This window comes from Bacteroidota bacterium (genome assembly GCA_020402865.1).
GTDB lineage: Bacteria > Bacteroidota > Bacteroidia > Palsa-965 > Palsa-965.
In genome coordinates this window covers 238711-257565 of sequence record JADBYT010000008.1, presented here as the reverse complement: position 1 = coordinate 257565, position 18855 = coordinate 238711, and the positions used below count along the sequence as shown (strand labels likewise).

Below are 18855 nucleotides of genomic sequence, written 5' to 3'. Positions count from 1 at the left end.
GTTTGAGGTTAACTTGGATAATACAAATATCTCAAATCCCCCTCAAATTCCCAATATCATCATTTAATCTTCCCGTGCAAAGGGCCACCCTTCACAAACAACCGGTCAATCCGCTTTTCCACCGCAGCATCCTTCTCCACCGGCGGGGCATGGTGCGGCTTTATCCGCGCATCAATTACCACCGGGCCGTGGCAGCCCCAGTGTTTATGCTCGGTAAAGGCATTTACGCCATAAATATCGTGCGATGGGTTGCTGCGTGTAAACGTTACCCAGAGCCAGTTGTTTACCGTGGCTGCCGTAAACCGCGCATCGTCGCAAAGCACAATCATGGCAGCTTTTTCAAGCGGTTGTGTGCTTAGCGCATCGGTAAGCACGGCCAGTTCGCGGGTGGCGTTTTCGTAGGTGCTGAACTTCGGGCCCTGCACGGTAAGTACGCCGGGAATGGCCAGCCCGCAGCCTTCAAAGCCCGTGGGCAATTGCAGGGCGGGCGCTTCAGTACAAAGCTCACGCACAGGGTTGCCGGCAGCGGCAAATACCACTTTGCTTCCCGTGTTCAGCCCGGTGCCGCTGTAGTCGAGCGTATCTATGCTGGTTTGCGTGTGGAAATGCAGGTCGCGCGTGTAGTCAATGCGGCTCAGCAAATGTGTGAAGTAGGGCACCACGTGGTGAATGTTGAGCTGCGGATTGTCTTCGCCTGCGCAAATAAACAAATACTTCGCCAGCGAAAGCTGCCCGAATCCAAGTATCGCATTGGCCTGCGTAATAATCTCGGCCGGCCGCCGCGTGGGCAGGTAAGGCGTGTAGCGCTCGCTGCCAATAGCCAGCAGCAAAGGGTGTACACCGGCCGCATCCACCGCATGCACGGCTTTCAGACCGGGAATCTCGTCGGGTATGGCATTTCCAGTAAGCTCATGCACCAAGGCGCCAAAGCTGGTGTCTTCCTGCGGCGGACGGCCCACCACCGTAAACGGCCATATCGCATCGCGGCGGTGATACACTTTGTGTACACGCATCAGCGGAAAATCATGCTTCAGGCTGTAGTAGCCCAGGTGGTCGCCAAACGGACCTTCGGGCTTGTTTTCGCCCGGATATACTTCGCCGGTAATTACAAAGTCGGCATCGGCCGCCAAACAAAAACCATCGCGGTAGGCGTAGCGGAAACGGCGGCCACCCAGCACGCCCGCAAACGTAAGTTCCGACAGGCCTTCGGGCAGGGGCATTACCGCGCCAAACGTAAGCGCGGGCGGACCGCCCACAAAAATGCTCACTTTCAGCGGCTGGCCTTTGGCATTGGCCTTGGTCTGGTGCACACCTATGCCGCGGTGCAACTGGTAGTGCAGGCCTATTTCCTTGTCCTGCACATACTCGTTGCCGCCAAGCTGTATGCGGTACATGCCTATGTTCGAACGCATCACGCCCGGACGGTCTATGTCTTCGGTATATACAATGGGCAGGGTCACAAACGGGCCGCCGTCCATGGGCCAGTGGTGTATTTGCGGCAGTTTCGAAATCTGCGTTTGCATTTCGGCCACCGGCACACTCAGTCGCGCTTTACGCGGCAGGGCTTTTAATGCGGTAAACGGCACGCCCAAATGCTGCAACGGTTTACGCAAGGCCTGCATCGGGTCTGACCGGAGCGCCACCAATTTCTGCACCGCATCCAGCGAATGGCGAAACATAAAACGGCTCCGTTCAATAGTGCCAAATAAATTAGATACAGCCGGAAAAGCCGAACCTTTCACGTTTTCAAACAGCAACGCAGGGCCGCCCGCTTCGTGTACACGTAAATGAATGGCAGCCATTTCAAGATAAGGATCCACCTCTTCGCGTATGCGAATCAGGTGGCCGTGCCGCTCCAAATCTTCCACACAGGCTCTTAAACTGGCGTAACTCATAAGTCTTCAAAGGTAATAAACCCGCAACGGTGTAAAAAGTTTATGCGGGTTTTCGCAATTTAACCACACGGCTGCACGGCTGCGAAAAGTTTCAATTGCCGGAGGCGATCAACTTTTCTGAACAACAACGCTGCAACGCTGCGAAAAGTTTCAATTGCCGCAGGCAATAAACTTTTCGTAATAATTTGGCAAGTCTCCAGACTTGCGGGTAAAATGCTTTTTAAGGAGGAGGAGCGAACCGCAGGTGCTTCAAAATACCGTCCGCTCCTGTCTTCCATTGCAAGAGCATTTTCAATACATAAAGCATCGTAGCAGGCTTTCCATTACAGCCAGGGCTAGAAATTCATGCCGTATGGTGCATTAAAAATGGCTGTGTAAATGCACTGTACTTATTTAAACAAGTTGCAAACTTGTTTAAATATTGCAGAAAGTTTTTTTCGGCTTCGCCGAAAGCAAACTTTCCGCAGCATCGTCACAGGCTTCGCCGAAAGCAAACTTTCCGCAGCATCGTCACCGGCTTCGCCGAAAGTAAACTTTCCGCAGCATCGTCACAGGCTTTGCCGAAAGTAAACTTTCCGCAGCATCGTCACAGGCTTCGCCGAAAGCAAACTTTCCGCAGCATCGTCACAGGCTTCGCCGAAAGTAAACTTTCCGCAGCTAGTGCAGCTAATGCCGGTTACACACATGTATAAACGGACAAATCCGGCATTTGTCCCAATCATCAGTTTGAGCAAACGGAATTTCAGGATTAACAAGCAGTTGAAGCAAATTGCGGAGCTGCAGTTCAAACTCCGTAAGCACCTCATTGCGCAGCATATCGCCCAACGGGGTGCGCACTTTTTTCACGCCGCTTTTCAAATCGCGGAACGATACAATGCCCGAAGTGATGGTTTCCGTTTCCGGATGCAGGCGCTGGTAAAGCAGCGCATACATGAGCAGCTGAAAGCTTTTGGCTATTTCGGCATTGCTCACAATTTCGTCCCATTCGGCAAACTTCAGCTCTTTATCGGCGGTGCGGCCGGTTTTGTAGTCTATCAGCTGCACTTCATTGCCGTTGCGGTCTATACGGTCGGCCGTGCCGCGCAGCATCATCTCGTGGCCGTTTACGGTTATGGGTATGCGCAGTTCTTCTTCAAGCGCTTCTACGGTAGCGGTAATATTGACTTTGCCAAGCTGTGTTACGCGTGTGTGCTCGGCATCAAAATAGCGGCTCAGGTAGCGCAGGGCAATGCGTTTGGCGAGCAGGTTTTTGCCGTAGCCGGTTTCGTCGGGCGGACAAACCACGGCAAATTCTTTTTCGCAAACGGCCGGCGCTTTTGCCTTCAGCGTCAGAATAAGTTCGGGCGTAAGCGGCGTGCCTAAGTGTGGTTTGTACAAGGCCTCCAGCGTGGCGTGTATAACTGTGCCCAGTGTGTTTGCGCCTATGGTTTCTTCCACTTCTTCCGCCTCGCGCAGTTGTGCCACGTAGCTGAAATAAAACTTCAGGCTGCAGTCGCGGAAACTGTTCAGCGCCGATGGCGAGAGGCCCGAAGCCGCCAGTGCCAGCAGCTTTTCAAGCACAGCCTCATCTTTTTGCACTACAATGGGTGGCGGTGCATCGCCGGTTTTCACGCCGCTGTCAAACAGCATTTCTTTAATGGTGGCGTGGCGGCTCACCTGCGGCAGTTCGTGCAGCAGCTGGGTTACAAAACGGCTGCGCTCGCCGCTGCCAAAGGTGTCGCTTTCGGTGTTGTATAAAATCACTACGTTTTTGCTGCGTTGCAAAAGGTGGTAGAAATGATAGGCAAACACCGCATCGCGTTCGTGCCACACCGGCAGGCCAAAGCCTTTGCGCAAATCAAACACAATAAACGAATGCTGCGAACGGCCCGAAGGCAGAATATTTTCGTTGGCCGAAAGCAGAATGATATTTTCAAAATCAAGCGTGCGCGTTTCAAGCAAGCCCATTACCTGCAAACCGGCCAGCGGTTCGCCGTAAAAAGGCAGTGCGGCCTGGCTTATCTGTTGCGCCATGAGCAAACGCAGCGTGCGCAAATCATTCATAAACGGCCAGCGTGCCGTAAGTGTTTGCATGCGGTTTACAATGCGGCTCAGCTGAAAGAGAAATTCATAATCAAGCGGAGGCGCATCATCGTCGCTGGCGGGCGTAAACAGTTTGCGCAGGTGTGCAATCATGCGGTTTATGCCTGCAAACGCATCCTGCACCTGATTCCACGGCTGCAGCAAATCGGCCAGCAGCGCGGCTTCGGCGGCATCCACATGTTCAAGAAGGCCAATAAGCTGCGAGGGTGCAATAAACACCACATTGCGCCGCGCCATGGCATCGGCCAGCCTGTCGGTGAGGTGTGATGCGGCAAACAGCATGCGCACCCACGGATGCCGCAGCAGGCGCGAAAGATCGGTGTGATAATATTTCAGTTCGCCTTCGCGCGTGCGTATGCTGAAGCGTCTGGCATGCTCGTGCAGGCTGAAAAGCGTGTCGGTGAGCGAAGCTACGGCCGTATGCCTGAGCGGATAGCCCATGGTAATGTTCACACGGCCGGTTTCTTCGGGCAGGGCATGCAGCACGGGCAGCAGCAGTTGCTCGTCGGCCAGCACCACTGCCGTTTTGGGCGATTGCAGCGCCGCGGCATCCAGCTGTTTAAGGAAATGTGCAGCGGCGCGGGCCTGTCCGGCATGGCGGGCCACGCCCACCACGGTAATTGTTTTTTTATCGCCGGCCAGTGTGTCTTCGGTGTGCACAAATTCGGGTGCGCCGGGCGTGGCGGGCTGAAAAAGTTCGCGGCCTGTTTTACGCAAAAAACGTCCGGCTTCCTGTGCCACATCGGCGTAGTAGTAGCGGTCGGCATCCCACAGTATTTCGGCTTTGCCCGCTTTGCGCAGGCGCGAAATTATTTTTTCCTCGGCCGCAGTAAGTGCGTTAAATCCGGCAAACACCACCAGGCTCCACGGCTGCGCATTGGTAAGCTGCGTAATGTGTTCGGCCGCGTGGCGGGCGGCCATGCCGGGCGTGGCCAGTTCGTCGTTGCGCAGTTGTCCGGTAAAGCTGTAGTACCAGCGGCCCAGCGCCTCCCAGAATTTCATGTACTGCTTCTGAAATTCGGTAAGCTGCGTCTGGCCTAAGCTCCAGTTTTCAATATTGCGTATGTCGGCCAGGTTGCCAAACAATTGCTTTGCATCCACAAGGTAATTGTCTATTTCGCTGAAATCATTCAGCAGCGCCGGCGCCCAGCGGCTGAACATGTCAAACGTTTCGGCATTGCCGGCCTCGTCGGTGGCGTAAATGCTGTACAGCGCAAAAAGCTGCTCGGCCTGATCGGCCATGCGCAGGCCGGTGAGTTCGGTAATAAAATCTTCAATCGAAAACACCGCCGGCGCCCACTGCGCTTCATCAATACGTTGCGCAAGATAGTGCCGCAAAAAAAGCCCGGCGCGGCGGTTGGGCAATACCACGCAAAGCTGCCCCTGCTTTGCGGCAGGGTGCGCAAGAATAAAATCGGCAACTTTTTCGAGAAAGGCGGGCATCGTTAACTTTGTGGTGTACAAAGCTAACAGGAAAGCCCGTGTCTGCACGCCCCGATATCACTTACCCGCAATTCCGCCGCTACAAAACCGGCACCTCCTGGTTTCGTATAAACAGTCCCTCGGAGTATGAGGAAATCCGCAAAATGGGCAGCCGCTGGTTTATTGACCGCTACGAAGTGAAAATACTTCCCGACCGGAACTGGGTGTACGATTTAACTTTTTCTTACGAAGATTTTGCGGATGAAATTCCGGAAGAAGAATACACCCAAATCCTTCATCAGCTTCCTGCTGAATAATTTCCGCTAAAGAAAATAATTCAGCCCCAATCCCACCGAATAAAAATACCCGTCAACAGAACCTGAATTTACCGGCAATACGCTCATGCGTGCAAGTGGTAAAACGCGCAATATGCCGGTTGGTAAAACCACATCAATTCCCCCGCCCAGCTGCACCTGCGGATTTACGCGATGGTAGCCGTTTTGTGCCGTATTGCCCGATCTTTTCTTCGAACCATCTTCATATCCTTTCACCACCACAGTACGTTCATTCAGAAAGATATTGGTTGATACACCCGCTGAAATAAACGGTGCAATTCTTTTACGTGAAAAATAATAGTCCACACGCAACGGCAAATCAATATACCTCGAATTGTATATGAGCTGTACCGTATTTGGTTCCCCAGCTGGAACAGATGCAAATCCTGTTCTCGGATCTGCACTGTAAGTTAAAGTAAGCACATCTGTTTTATCGCCCTTCACACTAAACTGTATGCCGCCGGTAAACGACCATTTTTCGGAGTGTCGGTAAAGCACTTCGCCACCTGCTGTAAAGGCTGTTTTGGGTGTCTCGATTCGATTACGCGTACCGGCTATTTGTGCCGAAGTGCCTGTGTTTCCGGCCAGCGATCGGAAACTCAGATCGGGCGAGGCGAAGAGGCCGAAACGCCATTTTTTTGTGATCGTTTCTTCCTGTGCATGTATCAGCACAGCGCCAAGTAAAGCTGCAACACAAAACAAAAAACGTGTTTTCATTGTAAGGGTTTTTCTCTAACAGTTACTAAGACGTAGTTTTACCGGCAGGTTGCCAAAAAACTAACGGGCACCTTGTAAAAAGTGCGCGTCAGATGATAAGTTATTACAAGCTGCTATACTTTGGCCGTCGGTGCAGTTGTTTTCTTGGTGGCTACTGCCGCTTTCACAAAGCCCACAAACAGCGGGTGCGGATTTTCCACCGTGCTTTTGTATTCCGGGTGGAACTGCACGCCCACAAAAAACGGATGCGATTTTATTTCCACTATTTCCACCAGTCCGCCTTCTGGATTTATGCCTGTGGCAGTCATACCGGCGCGTTCAAAATCGGCTAAGTATTCGTTGTTGAATTCGTAGCGGTGGCGGTGGCGCTCGTAAATGGTGCGCTTGCCATACATTTCGTAGGCTTTTGTGCCTTCGGTAAGTTCGCAGGGGTATGCGCCCAGACGCATGGTGCCGCCTTTGTGGGTTACTTTCTTCTGCGCCTCAAGCAGGTCGATAACCGGGTAGGGCGTTTGCGCATCCATTTCGGTTGAGTGTGCGCCTTTCATGCCCAGCACATTACGCGCAAATTCAATCACGGCACACTGCATGCCGAGGCAAATGCCAAAGAACGGAATGCCTTTTTCGCGTGCGTAGCGTATGGCGGTAATTTTGCCTTCAATACCGCGGTGCCCGAAGCCGGGTGCCACCAGTATGCCGCTCAGTCCGCCAAGCACCACTTCCACATTATCCTCGTTAATGCTTTCTGAATGAATCCATTCGAGTGTAACGCGGCATGAGTTAGCTACTCCGGCATGAATAAAGCCTTCGGCAATTGATTTGTACGAATCTTTAAGCTCAATATATTTTCCTACCAGACCAATACGCACCTCGGTAACCGGGTGGTAAAGTTTGTGCAGGAATGCTTTCCAGTTGGTAAGTTCGGGTTCGCGCTGAACCGAAAGGCCCAGTTTGTTGAGCACCACCATGTCGAGCTGTTCCTGCTCCATAAGCAGGGGCACTTCGTAAATGCTTCTGGCATCACGTGCTTCGATAACGGCACCGGCTTCTACGTTGCAGAACAGGGCCATTTTGCGTTTCAGCTCGGGGCTCAGTTCGTGCTCGGTGCGGCACACCAGCACATCGGCCAGTACGCCAAATTCCTGAAGCAGCTTTACCGAGTGCTGTGTGGGCTTGGTTTTCAATTCGCCCGAAGCTGAGAGGTAGGGCACCAGCGTAAGGTGAACCACCAATACATCCTTGGGCATTTCCCATTTAAGCTGGCGAATGGCCTCCACAAACGGCAGCGACTCAATATCACCCACCGTACCGCCAATTTCGGTAATAATTACCTGATACTGGCCGGTGTTGCCAAGCTGGCGGATGCGGTGCTTGATTTCGTCGGTAATGTGCGGAATTACCTGCACGGTTTTGCCTAAGTAATCGCCGCGGCGCTCTTTTTCAATCACCGTTTTGTAAATACGTCCGGTGGTAACGTTATTGGCCTGCGAGGTGGGTACGTTCAGGAAACGCTCGTAATGCCCCAGATCAAGGTCTGTTTCGGCGCCATCGTCGGTTACGTAGCACTCGCCGTGTTCATACGGGTTGAGTGTGCCGGGATCGACGTTGATGTACGGATCGAGTTTTTGGATTGTTACTGAGTAGCCGCGAGCCTGCAGCAACTTGGCCAGAGAGGCCGAGATGATTCCTTTACCGAGTGAAGAGGAAACACCCCCGGTAACGAAGATATACTTTGGAGCCGACACCATGTGGATAAAGCGTTCGTTAACGGGATACAAAGGTAGGTAAATCCCGTTGAAGGTTGATGAGGATTGTCAGATAATCTGAAAACATTTTTCCCCGGTCAAGCACAAAGCCCGCAGTTACTGCAATGCAGCACTGCGGGCTTTGTTCAAAAACAGGTTAGAACGTAAAGTTCAGCGACACGCTGGGCATAAGCGGCAACTGATCCACACGCTTGAAAGTAATGCGGTCGATATAGAAAATGTTAGCGCGGTTATAGGCATTGGTTACACCGGCCGCCACTTCCATTTTCGAGTGTTTGAGTTTTTCAAATTCTATCGTGCGCTTCACCGTAATATCGAGGCGGTGATAGGTGGGCAGCGGACGTGAGTTAATATCGCCGTAAATGGTGCCCAGTGTACCGTTGGTTTGTGTGTAGTCGCTGGTCACAGAGCCGATAGACACGTTTTCGAAGAAGCCCTGTGTGGGGGTGAAGGGGAAGCCTGAACCAAAGTTCCAGCGCCCGTCGAGTTCCCAGTTGCCGTCTTTTCCAAACTGCCAGGCAGCCACTAAGTTTACGTTATGGCGTCGGTCGAAATGCGGGCGGTAATTCATCACACCGTCCCAGCGGGTTACAAACCCATAGGAGTAGGCAGCCCAGAGGTAAATGGCTTTGTATTCGTATTTAAGCAGCAGATCCACGCCGTAGGCTTTACCCGTTTCCACAATAAAATCCTTTTTCAGCACATCCGGCTGATCAGCGAATTGAGGCTCGTCTTCAAAAATTTTATTGCGGTTAAGGTTGGTAAGCTGTGTAAAGTCTTTCAGGTAGCCTTCCAGATTTACGGTGAGTTTACCGTTTTCGGTGGTTTTGAACGGTTCCCATTCCACACCAAAAATAAAATGGTTGGCTTTCTGCAGGCGGTGTGTAATTTCTCTCACCTCGCCGTCGGGCATGGTAAGCTGTGAGGGAATGTTGTCAGAGCCAGAAAGGAAGCCGTAAAACAAGCTTACCACATCGCGGTCAGACACGGCACTGATAAGGTTTTGCGAGTAAATGCCGGTAGCTCCTTTAATGCGTACACGCTCGGAAATGTTGTATTTGAAGGCAAGCCGCGGTTCGGGCGAGGTGTTGCCGAGTGTGGCGTAATACATAATGCGGAAGCCAGGCTCAAGAACAAGGCGGGCATCTTTCGACAACCATTTGTATTTTACAAAGCCGGCAAATTCTGATGTACTCTGTTTCTGCTGAATAAGCCGGTCCACTGAGTTCCGGAAGTTGAAATCGGTATTAAAACCGAGCACTTCGATACCGTAGTTCACTACGTTTTTGCGCTGGAAATAGGTAAAGTTGAAACCGAGGTTGAAGCCGTTGATCGAGCTGTTGCGCGGGGCAAAGCCATCTTCGATCATTGTAATGTTATAGTTGGAATAGGCGAAATTACCTTTAATAAGTGTGCTCGATGAGCCGGGGATTACCTGAAAGTTACTACCGAAACCGCGTGATTTCCAGTTCAAGTCGGCCGAGCCACGGAAACGGGCCACGGTGTCGTTAAACGAAAAAGCAAACAGATTCAGTTTGCTGCCGTTTACGGCGTTAAAAGCTACTTTACCATAATAATCGCTGAAGTTGAAAGGAAGGCCGGCAGTGTCGATATACGAATAAAGCACTTTGGAACTCTGGCGCAGATACGAGTTTTTGCCGGAAAGTACATAGGAAATAGAACCCCGTTTGCCTGTGGTGTCAAGTCGCTTGATAGGGCCTTCGAGCAGGAGCTTGGCACCAAACGGGCTGAGAGTTACTTTGCCGCCGTGTCGGAGTTTGTTTCCGTCGCGCGTGGTAATGTCCATCACTGATGATACCCGGCCACCAAAATCAGCATTGAAACCACCGGTATATACATCCATGTTTTTGATAATGTCGGTATCAAAAACCGAGAAAAGGCCGATTGAGTGAAACGGGTTGTAAATAATCATCCCGTCGAGCAGCACTTTGTTCTGAATGGGGGCGCCACCACGGATGTAAAGCTGTCCGCCCTGGTCGCCGGTGCTGATAACCCCCGGAAGCACCTGCACCGACTGGGCCACATCGGCCACACCGCCAATGGAGGGGACCATGTTAATGGTCTTTGAGTCAAGTGTTTGGGTAGAAACTTTGGGGGATTCCTTCTGCTCCTGCTGTTCGGCGGTAATTACCACCGTTTTCATTTCCTTGGGTTGCAGGTAAATGTTTTGGGTAATGAGGGCGCCGTTTTTAACTGAAATAGGCATTTCAAAACGCTCATAGCTTGATTCCTGAGCAACCAGTGTGTAATCACCGGCAGGAATTTTAGTAAGCGAGAAAAAGCCGTTTACGTCGGTTTGTACACCAAGCGCAGTGTTTTTAAGATACACGTAGGCAAACAGTACGGCTTCGCCGGAGGTTTTGTTGTAAACGGTACCGCGTATGGTAGCAGTTTGAGCAAACACGCCTGCCGAAGCAACCAATGCGAGGAGAGAAAATAGTAAGCGTTTGAGCATTTGGATGTGCATAGATTCGGGAACGGGCAAAAGTAAGGGTTTCGGCCCCTTATCCAACATCCGATTAAAGAATGGCTGCCGGAAACAGGTATCCGGTTAAAAAAGCGGGTTAAGCGGTTGGCCCGTTGCCTGTTATTTGCCTTGCGAAAGCAAAATAATCCGGTCAAACTCGGCAGGCTGTACCGGCATAACCGACAGGCGGGGAATGCGCACCAGCGGGAGTTGCTGAAGCAGCGGATCGGCCTTGATGGCGGCCAGCGGCACCGGATTTTTGAGCGCTTTTACAGGTGCCAGATCCACCACCACCCAGTTCGGATCGTCGGTTGTAGGATCCTGATAAGCTGTTTTTACTACTTTGGCTATTCCTACCACGCACATGCCTTCGTTACTGTGGTAAAAAAGCACCTGATCGCCTTTGGCCATAGCGCGCAGATTGTTGCGTGCGGCATAATTACGCACGCCATCCCAGAAGGTACGCTTATCAGCTACCAGCTGTTCCCAAGGATATTTTACAGGTTCTGATTTTACAAGCCAGTAATTCATAGTGCACGTGAATTAGCGTTATGATTCATGTTTTCGAGGCTGCAAAGTAAAAAAAAGATATTTTTGTAAAAGGAGACCCACAGAATTCAGACCCGGAAATGCGAATAGAAGCTACTCGCCATACCCCTTTATTGGAATGGGAAATTACTAACAACCATGTATATATACGGGTTGATGGCGTAAGCATTCCGGAAAACGCCTATTCGTTTTTCAAGCCTTTCGAAGAGTTTATTAACGGTATTGATACTTCCGTGGTGAAAACTGCCGAGGTAATCCTGCGGCTCGAGTACATGAATTCGCTTTCCTCCAAAGCGTTTCTCGATTATGTGCGCTTTCTGAATCAGGTTAAGCAGTTGGATATGCGTGTAATCTGGGAGTATTACAATGATGATGAAGAGATGCGCGAGTATGGCGAAACCTTTGCCGAAATTGTGCAGATGACGTTCGAGTACCGCGAAGTATCGGCCGATGAGCGTGATGTGCGGGTGTGAAAATATCCGGGCAACCTTGTTTCCAGCGGCCTAGTGCAGAATTTTCCACACTAACTCTTTCAGCAGTGCACCTTCATCGGCACTCATATTGTCCACGCCTTTCGAGCGCAGATCATATTCGCGCAGCACACCGAAAATTTGTTTGAGCTTGTTTGTGGGATAATTTCGGGCGGCTGTAAAATAGTCTTTCACAAAAAAAGGATGCACGCCCAGGGCCGATGCGGCTGCTTTTTCCGATTTATCCTGCAAAAAATGCAGCACCAGCACCTTTGCAAAGTAGCCATAGAGTGCGGCAATGGTAACCGGAATGGGATGTTCTTTTGTGTTGGCGGCAAAGTAATTGATAATGCGGTTTGCGCGCAGCACGTCTTTTTTGGCCAGCGCGTCGTTCAGCTCAAAGGTGTTGTAATCTTTACTGATGCCAATGTTTTGCTGAATATGCTCGGGCGTAATTTCTGTGCCGGGCGCAAGATTTATCATCAATTTGTCCAGCTCGTTGGTAATCTTGCTCAGGTCGGTGCCCAGATATTCGGTGAGCATTTGTGCCGCTTTGGGGCTGGCGTTGTAGTTGCGCTCTTTCAGGTAGCCGTTTATCCAGTCGGGCACTTTATACTCGCGCAGCGGTGCCGATTCGAAAAGTACGCCCGATTTAGCAATGGTTTTCGACACGGTTTTGCGTTTGTCGAGCGTTTTGTATTTGTAGCAAATTACCAGCAGGGTAGAGTCGAGCGGCTTTTCGGCGTAACTTTCAATAGCTTCAATGTTGCGCACGTTCTGGGCTTCCTTCACAATAACCACCTGCCGGTCAGCCATCATCGGGTAGCGTTTGGCCTCGCTCAGAATGGTTTGCACATCTACATCGCGCCCGTAGAGGATGCTCTGGTTAAATTCGCGTTCCGATTCATCCAGCACATTGTTTTCAATCCAGTCGCAGATCTGGTCAATAAAATAAGGCTCCTCGCCCATGAGAAAATAAATGGGCTTGTATTGCTTCTTTTTGAGCGAGGCGATGATATCGGTGTATTCCACAGTGCGAAGTTAAGGGAGGAATCGGAGTATCAAAATGCATAATTACCTTTTCTTCGTCCGTGTAGTTTGGGCTTTCTGATTACCGGCAATTTGGATGTGTTTATTAGATTTTTCTACAAAATCCATTAACTTATCGATATTGAGAAACTTGTATGGATGATTTTCAATAATACTTCCCATTGCTCTTACAGCCATCATTCCCCGGTTTGCGCCAATTGTACTGGCTACAAAAAATCGGATTAAGCCGGTAAAAGTATCGCGTGAAACAGAGAAGCCCTTAGCTGTTTTTTTGAAATGGTCGTTAAAGCCGTCATACACATTAAAAGTCATATTACAGGTATGCTGCATTACTTCCTGCTCTTCTTCGGATTCGTTATACACATAACGCACCCGCATAATCACGCTGATGGTATTCTTGTCAAAATCGGCTTTGAGCTGAATGCTGGTTTTGTTTGTAAGCCTTTTTGGATCGTAGCCTTCAGCTTTCAGTCTGCCTGCAATTTCATGAATTGAAAATGCGGTGCTTTGAAGCGAGTGGATGTTGATTTTGGAGTTCACGCTATCTGGCTGTATTCGTGGTCTGAAGAACTGGTTTGTTCGTGAGTTTCAGAAATTTGTCTGTTATTTTCAATCGTATTGCTTAATTCTGAAAACTCCTTGTTGTTGTGTGGTTGCAGTTGAAACTCGGGGGAGTAGTCGGCCGTAAACTCGGCATCTTCCTGATGTATCTGTTCAATTGTTTTAAATTGTAATTGTGGTACAAGGCCAACCGCAAGGCTTAATTCAACAAGTTTGCTGAGTTTATGATCGAAATTGCCGTTTAGTATTTGTGAGATGTATGATTTACTTACCCCAAGTTGTTCGGCAAGGTCATTTTGCGTTTTATTTTTTGATTTGAGGTAATGATGTACATGGTGGAACAGCGTGTTCTGGATTTGCTCTGTCCAGTAGGCTTCGCTGTTCAGTATTTCTTTTCGGTTCATGGTGTGGTTGGTTTCGTTTCAGACGTTTAATGTCTTTATGCAAAGTCGAGTAAACGCTAAGACTGTATCATTCTTCATGCAGTCATTTGGTTAACCCATTGCTATTTCTTGTGTCTTGTACTATTTTGCTGTTCCAGATATGCTTTCTTCAGGTTTCTGAACTGTTTAATATCTGACTGTTGTGTGCCTTTAATTCCTCCCGTTACTATTATCCTTCCGAGGTGTTCCATATGAAACATATAAACCCGCAAATCGGGCGTTTTTATTTCGTATTCCTTGACTTTTTCTCCTTTCGGAGTAATGTCTTTGAATTTATTTTGAGGCAATGTCTGTAACTGCACCAGACTGTCAAGCCTGCTGTAAACAGTCAGAAGTTGTTTATGATAGTTGTTATTGTTTACAGCAAGTTCATCTTCAAAAATGTCCCATGGCCCTAATTCACATTGGTACTTTTCAATAGCTTCATCTTTAGTTACTTTACAAACACCGTCATACGGACACTTTTTACAAATATTTAATGAGTAGAACTGAAGTCGTCCCTGTTTTGTCTCCAATTTCCTCACCACAAATATAGGCTCTTTTTTCATGCGGTTTACTTCTAACTTAACTTTTTTTCTTTCCTTTTTACAATACTAATCCATGGAAACCTCAGCAGTTGTTTTTAAGTATTTGTAAATGATAGAAAATGAAAAAGGCCAACCGTTTAAGGTTAGCCTTTGGGCGAAAGATCTTTGAAATTGTTTTAAAACTGCAGGTGCTTTACAGTCAGTCCGTTATTGATCAGCTCGCGAAGCGCGTCGATGCCTATGCGCAGGTGGCGGTCCACATATTCCGTAGTTACTTTCTTGTCGCTTTCTTCGGTTTTCACGCCTTCCGGAACCATTGGCTGGTCGGAAACGAGAAGAAGGGCGCCGGTGGGAATTTCGTTGTGGAAACCTACGGTGAAGATGGTAGCCGTTTCCATATCAATGGCCATGGCGCGGGTCTGACGGAGGTATTCTTTAAACTTGTCGTCGTGCTCCCATACGCGGCGGTTGGTGGTGTACACGGTGCCCGTCCAGTAGTCGCAATTGTGGTTGCGGATGGTGGTTGAAATGGCTTTCTGCAGGCTGAATGCAGGCAGTGCAGGCACTTCGGGCGGGAAATAATCGTTGCTGGTTCCTTCACCGCGAATGGCGGCGATGGGCAGAATAAGATCGCCGATGTTGTTTTTCTTTTTCAGTCCGCCGCATTTGCCCAGAAACAATGCACCTTTTGGCTTTATGGCTTCGAGCAGATCCATTACCGTAGCAGCAGTAGCGCTGCCCATACCGAAGTTGATAATGGAGATGCCTTCGGCTGTGGCATTGAGCATGGGGCGGTCTTCGCCTCTAACTTCCACACCATGCCAGCTTGCAAAGGTGCGCACATAGTTGCTGAAATTTGTAAGCAGTATATATTCGCCCCAGTCTTCAAGGGCTGTGCCGGTGTAGCGGGGCAGCCAGTTGGCTACAATTTCTTCTTTACTCTTCATACAGGAGATTTCCTTCAAATGTACCAAATCCTGCCGCATTCTGCACAAGGTGCAGGCTGTGCAGTAAAAAGTTTAGGTTAATTTTACCCCATGCAGCCCGTGCTCAATTTCCCCGCCTATCCGCTGCGCATGCGTCACACCGGCCCGCGTGCAGAGGTGTTTGATGTGGTGCGCAAACGCTGGTTTGTGCTCACACCCGAAGAATGGGTGCGCCAGCACGTACTGCACTATCTCATTACCGATAAACAATATCCCGCATCGTTGCTGGCCGTTGAAAAAACAATTACCGTAAACAACCTCCGCAAACGTTGCGATGTAGTGGCGTTCAGCACAAAGGCACAACCGCTGCTGGTGGTCGAATGCAAAGCCCCCGAAGTACAAATCACCCAGCACACATTCGATCAGATTGCCCGCTACAACTTAACCCTGGGCGTAAATCTTCTGCTCGTTACCAACGGCTTGCAGCATTATTGCTGCATGATGAACCATGAAAAGCAGGAGTATGTTTTTCTGAAAGAATTGCCGGCGTATCAATCTTAATATAATGTCCATGAGAAACAATCCCGGATTTAATTTAATCAGAAGTGAAGTCACGCTGAGGTTTGGATTGCCGGGTTTGTTGATTTTTGCAACAGGATGTGTGCTGCTGTATTTTTTGTGGGTTGCCGGAATTGTTTTAATAGTAATTGGAATCAACTTATTTCTTTCGTATCAAAAAACATACATTGACTTTCAGAATAAGCTGGTAAGAAAAACGAACTATGCTTTTTTTATTCCCTACTCAATTTATGAGTCATTCGCTGAGGCCACAGTAATATTTGTGTTTTATGAATTAATAAAAAAAAGTAATAAAATCGATGGTTTTTTACCCGATCCTACGCAGATAAAATACTTCGAAATACAATTTAAGGGCGACTCCGTAGAACCTGTTTACCTGATTGAGTTTCCTGAATATCGTGAAGCAACTGAGTTTGCGCATCAACTTCAGCAATTCACAAATCTTCCGGTGGAAGATTTATACCAGCATCGCCTTGCTAATGCCAAACAACGTAGAGCCGAACGAGAGAGAAAGGGACGGCGATAAAAATAGCACGCAATTATATTCAATCAATGTCCGAAAAACTAATTATAGATTCTGGTCCCACATTCCGAATGGGTGTGCCGGGTACGGTGATGATTTTTATTTTTCTGCTATTGGGATTGGTAGTGCACACTATGTTTTTGCTGGCGATCATTCCTTCTGTTAGTTTGGTTTTGGGATGGAGAGTGGTTGCATACAGTAAAACTGCACAGGAAATATCATTTACAAATTATACATTACTTATACCATTTTCACGCACGTTCCCTGTTAATCGTTACACTAGCGTATTTCTTGAATATCAATGGAAACCCGATTGGAGAAATCAAAAAACAATTCGCCGGTTTTTAGAAGGAAACGATGATGAAGCGTACAGCCGCTACTTTGATTTACAGCTTCGTGGTGCTGATAACAAAAAATTAAACCTCGCCAATTTCACCGATTACTCCAAAGCAGCCGAAAAAGCCAAATTGCTTGCACGCACATTGAACATCCCATTTACCGACGATTATTATTTGCGGAAGCAAAGCGTGCAGAAACGAAGAGAAGAGTATGAGAAAAGAAGAAAGAGAAAATAGTAATCAGACTTCTGATAATTATCTCACAAACGAGTTATATTACGGTGTTAATTTGGGGTTGGATGAAAGCATACAAAACCGCGAATTTAAAATCGAGGTAATGGTTTAGTGAGCAGCATTATTCAAGATTGCCCTTATAGCTGCGCCCAACAGGAATTGTATAACTTCCAATACTCAGCTTGCCCTGCTTAAACGAATCGGTTTTGTTGCGATTTATAATGTAGGATTTATGTACACGAATAAAAAAGCCGGGCAATTGTATTTCGAGTTCTTTCAGTGTAATATGATGAATATAGGTATGCAATGCAGTCACAATTTTTACATACTGCTTTAACCCTTCCACAAATAAAATATCGGAAGGATTCACTTTTTCGGTTAATCCTTTGCGTCGGAGAAGCAGTGGTGTTTCTGCAGTTGTTTTTCCAAACCGCACTTCTGCCAGTTCGGTGGCTTTGCGCAGTGCATGTATAAAGCGTTCCTGCGAATATGGCTTCATCAGGTAATCGGCCACATCGAGATCGAATGCCTGACCGGCATACTGGCTGTAGGCGGTAACCAGCACCACCACCGGCTTGTAGCTTAATGCACCTATCAGATCAAGTCCGCTGCGTTCGGGCATCTGAATATCGAGGAAAAGCAGCTCGGGCTTTTCGCGTTCTATGTGCAGCATGGCTTCCGATGCCGATGAGTATGCACCGATGAGTTCAACTGTAACTTCCTTTGCCATGAAATGGGCAAGGAGTTTCAGTGCAAGGTCTTCATCGTCGGCAAGTATGCAGCGCCATTTCATGGGGTGTCAATTTCAAGCTGTACGTAAAATTTCCCTTTGTCGTGGCGTATTTCAAGCCGGTGATGGCCGGGATAAGCCATTTCAAGCCGCTGTTTTACATTGGCCAGTCCGATTCCGTGTGTGGCATCTTTCTGCTGGTGTACATTGCAGGTATTCACGCACGAAAATACAATGCGTTTATTTTGCGCAGTGAGTATAATTTCAATCAGGTCATCGTGATGCGTAATGGTGCCGTGCTTAAATGCATTCTCAATAAAGTTGACCAGAATAAGCGGCTCAATGAAATGGCCGGGTTCAACGGTTGTTTCAAATTTCACATGCTGCTGAAGCCGTTCTTTGAGTGTGGCCAGTGCGATGTAATTGCGCAGATACTGCACTTCTTCATCAAGCGGAATGCTGGCGCGGTTTCCTTCGTAAATTACATGCCGCAACAGGTCGGAAAGTTTGATTACGGTATCGGAGGCGCGTGCAGGATCGAGATGAATGAGGCTGTTCAGGTTGTTGAGTGAGTTGAAGAGGAAGTGCGGACTGATTTGTGCTTTGAGCATGCGCAGTTCGGCTTCCTGCCGGGCAATTTCGAGTTTAGCCCGCTGCTTTTTATGCGTTTCAAAATCACGTTTCATAAACAGCCAGTTAATAATCATGCTCAGTACAAGCAGCGTGGGGTAGCGCGAACTCAGGTGCCACGGCGTAAAAAGAAATTCGGTTTTAGCCTGATCAAAAAGATAAACCGCATCAAGCAAACCAAGTAAAGCCGATGCCGCCAGCATGAGCACGGCATGCGCAAGCACGCGCCACACATAATGCCAGTGTTGTGAATACTGTTTCCTGAACCAGTAAAGGAAGTAGGGAAACAGCAACGTAAGCGCAACCGTATTTACCGAAAATACAAACAGGCGCAGCGGCGGCACATGCAGGCCGTTGAGCGGAAGCCAGCTGTAATAATATGACCAGGCCAGCAAAAAGTACAGTAACCAGATGCCTGCATGACTAACCCGATCAGAGAACCACCATTTCTGCATACCTTAAAGTAAATACAAATACTTTATTGCGTTGTTGCTGTTTGTTCAAAAAAACGGCTGCAGGTTCAATTCTTATTTTCCGCAAACAATGCGGCTATAAATTTGATACACCAAAGCCCGAACTTTAAATCAACG

18 protein-coding genes are annotated in these 18855 nt (G+C 48.7%); 5 read left to right on the top strand and 13 right to left on the bottom strand.

The genetic code is table 11. The features are described 5' to 3' along the window. Window positions 1–59: 59 nt before the first annotated feature. Both IM638_06835 and IM638_06830 read right to left on the bottom strand, forming a co-directional pair. Complete coding sequence (locus tag IM638_06835) at window positions 60–1895, bottom strand: UbiD family decarboxylase (GenBank protein MCA6362736.1); 1836 nt, start codon at window positions 1893–1895, stop codon at window positions 60–62. A 666-nt stretch (window positions 1896–2561) separates the two neighbouring features. Continuing rightward, window positions 2562–5420 carry a PD-(D/E)XK nuclease family protein gene (locus IM638_06830; GenBank protein ID MCA6362735.1) on the bottom strand — a complete coding sequence of 953 codons (2859 nt, stop codon included), beginning with the start codon at window positions 5418–5420 and terminating at the stop codon, window positions 2562–2564. 38 nt (window positions 5421–5458) lie between these two features. Here IM638_06830 and IM638_06825 point away from each other — a divergent pair, with 38 nt between their 5' ends. Further along, complete coding sequence (locus IM638_06825; GenBank protein ID MCA6362734.1) at window positions 5459–5716, top strand: hypothetical protein; 258 nt, start codon at window positions 5459–5461, stop codon at window positions 5714–5716. 6 nt (window positions 5717–5722) lie between these two features. Here IM638_06825 and IM638_06820 read toward each other — a convergent pair whose 3' ends face one another. The 4 genes from IM638_06820 to IM638_06805 form a co-directional block, all read right to left on the bottom strand. Next, a complete protein-coding gene (locus tag IM638_06820; GenBank protein MCA6362733.1) occupies window positions 5723–6451 on the bottom strand; it encodes a PorT family protein in 729 nt (242 codons plus the stop codon). Window positions 6452–6564: 113 nt separating this feature from the next. After that, window positions 6565–8196, bottom strand: a complete 1632-nt coding sequence (locus IM638_06815; protein ID MCA6362732.1) for a CTP synthase — start codon at window positions 8194–8196, stop codon at window positions 6565–6567. Between the two features lie 157 nt (window positions 8197–8353). Beyond that, window positions 8354–10705 (bottom strand): carboxypeptidase-like regulatory domain-containing protein, encoded by a 2352-nt coding sequence (locus tag IM638_06810; GenBank protein MCA6362731.1) that lies wholly within the window; start codon window positions 10703–10705, stop codon window positions 8354–8356. A 120-nt stretch (window positions 10706–10825) separates the two neighbouring features. Next, window positions 10826–11236, bottom strand: a complete 411-nt coding sequence (locus IM638_06805) for an EVE domain-containing protein (GenBank protein ID MCA6362730.1) — start codon at window positions 11234–11236, stop codon at window positions 10826–10828. A gap of 98 nt (window positions 11237–11334) precedes the next feature. On the opposite strand from IM638_06805, the gene IM638_06800 reads away from it, so the two are divergent. Next, window positions 11335–11727 carry a DUF1987 family protein gene (locus IM638_06800; GenBank protein ID MCA6362729.1) on the top strand — a complete coding sequence of 131 codons (393 nt, stop codon included), beginning with the start codon at window positions 11335–11337 and terminating at the stop codon, window positions 11725–11727. A 30-nt stretch (window positions 11728–11757) separates the two neighbouring features. Here IM638_06800 and holA read toward each other — a convergent pair whose 3' ends face one another. The 5 genes from holA to IM638_06775 form a co-directional block, all read right to left on the bottom strand. Continuing rightward, complete coding sequence (gene holA, locus IM638_06795) at window positions 11758–12756, bottom strand: DNA polymerase III subunit delta (GenBank protein MCA6362728.1); 999 nt, start codon at window positions 12754–12756, stop codon at window positions 11758–11760. Between the two features lie 42 nt (window positions 12757–12798). After that, the gene (locus IM638_06790; protein MCA6362727.1) at window positions 12799–13314 is read right to left on the bottom strand and encodes a hypothetical protein; all 516 of its coding nucleotides are present in this window, start codon (window positions 13312–13314) and stop codon (window positions 12799–12801) included. After that, the gene (locus IM638_06785; GenBank protein ID MCA6362726.1) at window positions 13311–13739 is read right to left on the bottom strand and encodes a helix-turn-helix transcriptional regulator; all 429 of its coding nucleotides are present in this window, start codon (window positions 13737–13739) and stop codon (window positions 13311–13313) included. The genes IM638_06790 and IM638_06785 overlap by 4 nt, the downstream gene beginning before the upstream one ends. Window positions 13740–13840: 101 nt before the next feature. Next, window positions 13841–14326, bottom strand: coding sequence for a hypothetical protein (locus IM638_06780; GenBank protein MCA6362725.1), 486 nt, complete (start codon window positions 14324–14326; stop codon window positions 13841–13843). Window positions 14327–14481: 155 nt separating this feature from the next. Beyond that, window positions 14482–15252, bottom strand: a complete 771-nt coding sequence (locus tag IM638_06775) for an AMP nucleosidase (protein MCA6362724.1) — start codon at window positions 15250–15252, stop codon at window positions 14482–14484. A gap of 90 nt (window positions 15253–15342) precedes the next feature. Between IM638_06775 and IM638_06770 the strand changes: the two genes are divergently transcribed. The 3 genes from IM638_06770 to IM638_06760 are packed head-to-tail and all read left to right on the top strand — an operon-like array spanning window position 15343 to window position 16908. Then, window positions 15343–15792: a type I restriction enzyme HsdR N-terminal domain-containing protein gene (locus IM638_06770; GenBank protein MCA6362723.1), complete on the top strand. Its 450-nt coding sequence runs from the start codon at window positions 15343–15345 to the stop codon at window positions 15790–15792. A 10-nt stretch (window positions 15793–15802) separates the two neighbouring features. After that, on the top strand, window positions 15803–16336 hold the full coding sequence (locus IM638_06765) for a hypothetical protein (protein MCA6362722.1): 534 nt from the start codon (window positions 15803–15805) through the stop codon (window positions 16334–16336). A 26-nt stretch (window positions 16337–16362) separates the two neighbouring features. Further along, window positions 16363–16908 (top strand): hypothetical protein, encoded by a 546-nt coding sequence (locus tag IM638_06760; protein ID MCA6362721.1) that lies wholly within the window; start codon window positions 16363–16365, stop codon window positions 16906–16908. Between the two features lie 118 nt (window positions 16909–17026). Here IM638_06760 and IM638_06755 read toward each other — a convergent pair whose 3' ends face one another. Together IM638_06755 and IM638_06750 are read right to left on the bottom strand one after the other, a co-directional pair. Beyond that, on the bottom strand, window positions 17027–17698 hold the full coding sequence (locus tag IM638_06755) for a response regulator transcription factor (protein ID MCA6362720.1): 672 nt from the start codon (window positions 17696–17698) through the stop codon (window positions 17027–17029). Then, window positions 17695–18720, bottom strand: coding sequence for a sensor histidine kinase (locus IM638_06750; GenBank protein MCA6362719.1), 1026 nt, complete (start codon window positions 18718–18720; stop codon window positions 17695–17697). Before IM638_06750 ends, IM638_06755 begins: the two co-directional genes overlap by 4 nt. Between the last annotated feature and the right edge of the window lie 135 nt (window positions 18721–18855).

Excerpts from the sequence above, each read along its gene's own strand:
- IM638_06835 (MCA6362736.1), bottom strand. The coding sequence starts at position 1,895 with ATGAGTTACGCCAGTTTAAGAGCCTGTGTGGAAGATTTGGAGCGGCAC.
- IM638_06830 (MCA6362735.1), bottom strand. The coding sequence starts at position 5,420 with ATGCCCGCCTTTCTCGAAAAAGTTGCCGATTTTATTCTTGCGCACCCT.
- IM638_06820 (MCA6362733.1), bottom strand. The coding sequence starts at position 6,451 with ATGAAAACACGTTTTTTGTTTTGTGTTGCAGCTTTACTTGGCGCTGTG.
- IM638_06810 (MCA6362731.1), bottom strand. The coding sequence starts at position 10,705 with ATGCACATCCAAATGCTCAAACGCTTACTATTTTCTCTCCTCGCATTG.
- IM638_06805 (MCA6362730.1), bottom strand. The coding sequence starts at position 11,236 with ATGAATTACTGGCTTGTAAAATCAGAACCTGTAAAATATCCTTGGGAA.
- IM638_06800 (MCA6362729.1), top strand. The coding sequence starts at position 11,335 with ATGCGAATAGAAGCTACTCGCCATACCCCTTTATTGGAATGGGAAATT.
- IM638_06785 (MCA6362726.1), bottom strand. The coding sequence starts at position 13,739 with ATGAACCGAAAAGAAATACTGAACAGCGAAGCCTACTGGACAGAGCAA.
- IM638_06780 (MCA6362725.1), bottom strand. The coding sequence starts at position 14,326 with ATGAAAAAAGAGCCTATATTTGTGGTGAGGAAATTGGAGACAAAACAG.
- IM638_06775 (MCA6362724.1), bottom strand. The coding sequence starts at position 15,252 with ATGAAGAGTAAAGAAGAAATTGTAGCCAACTGGCTGCCCCGCTACACC.
- IM638_06770 (MCA6362723.1), top strand. The coding sequence starts at position 15,343 with ATGCAGCCCGTGCTCAATTTCCCCGCCTATCCGCTGCGCATGCGTCAC.
- IM638_06765 (MCA6362722.1), top strand. The coding sequence starts at position 15,803 with ATGAGAAACAATCCCGGATTTAATTTAATCAGAAGTGAAGTCACGCTG.
- IM638_06760 (MCA6362721.1), top strand. The coding sequence starts at position 16,363 with ATGTCCGAAAAACTAATTATAGATTCTGGTCCCACATTCCGAATGGGT.
- IM638_06755 (MCA6362720.1), bottom strand. The coding sequence starts at position 17,698 with ATGAAATGGCGCTGCATACTTGCCGACGATGAAGACCTTGCACTGAAA.
- IM638_06750 (MCA6362719.1), bottom strand. The coding sequence starts at position 18,720 with ATGCAGAAATGGTGGTTCTCTGATCGGGTTAGTCATGCAGGCATCTGG.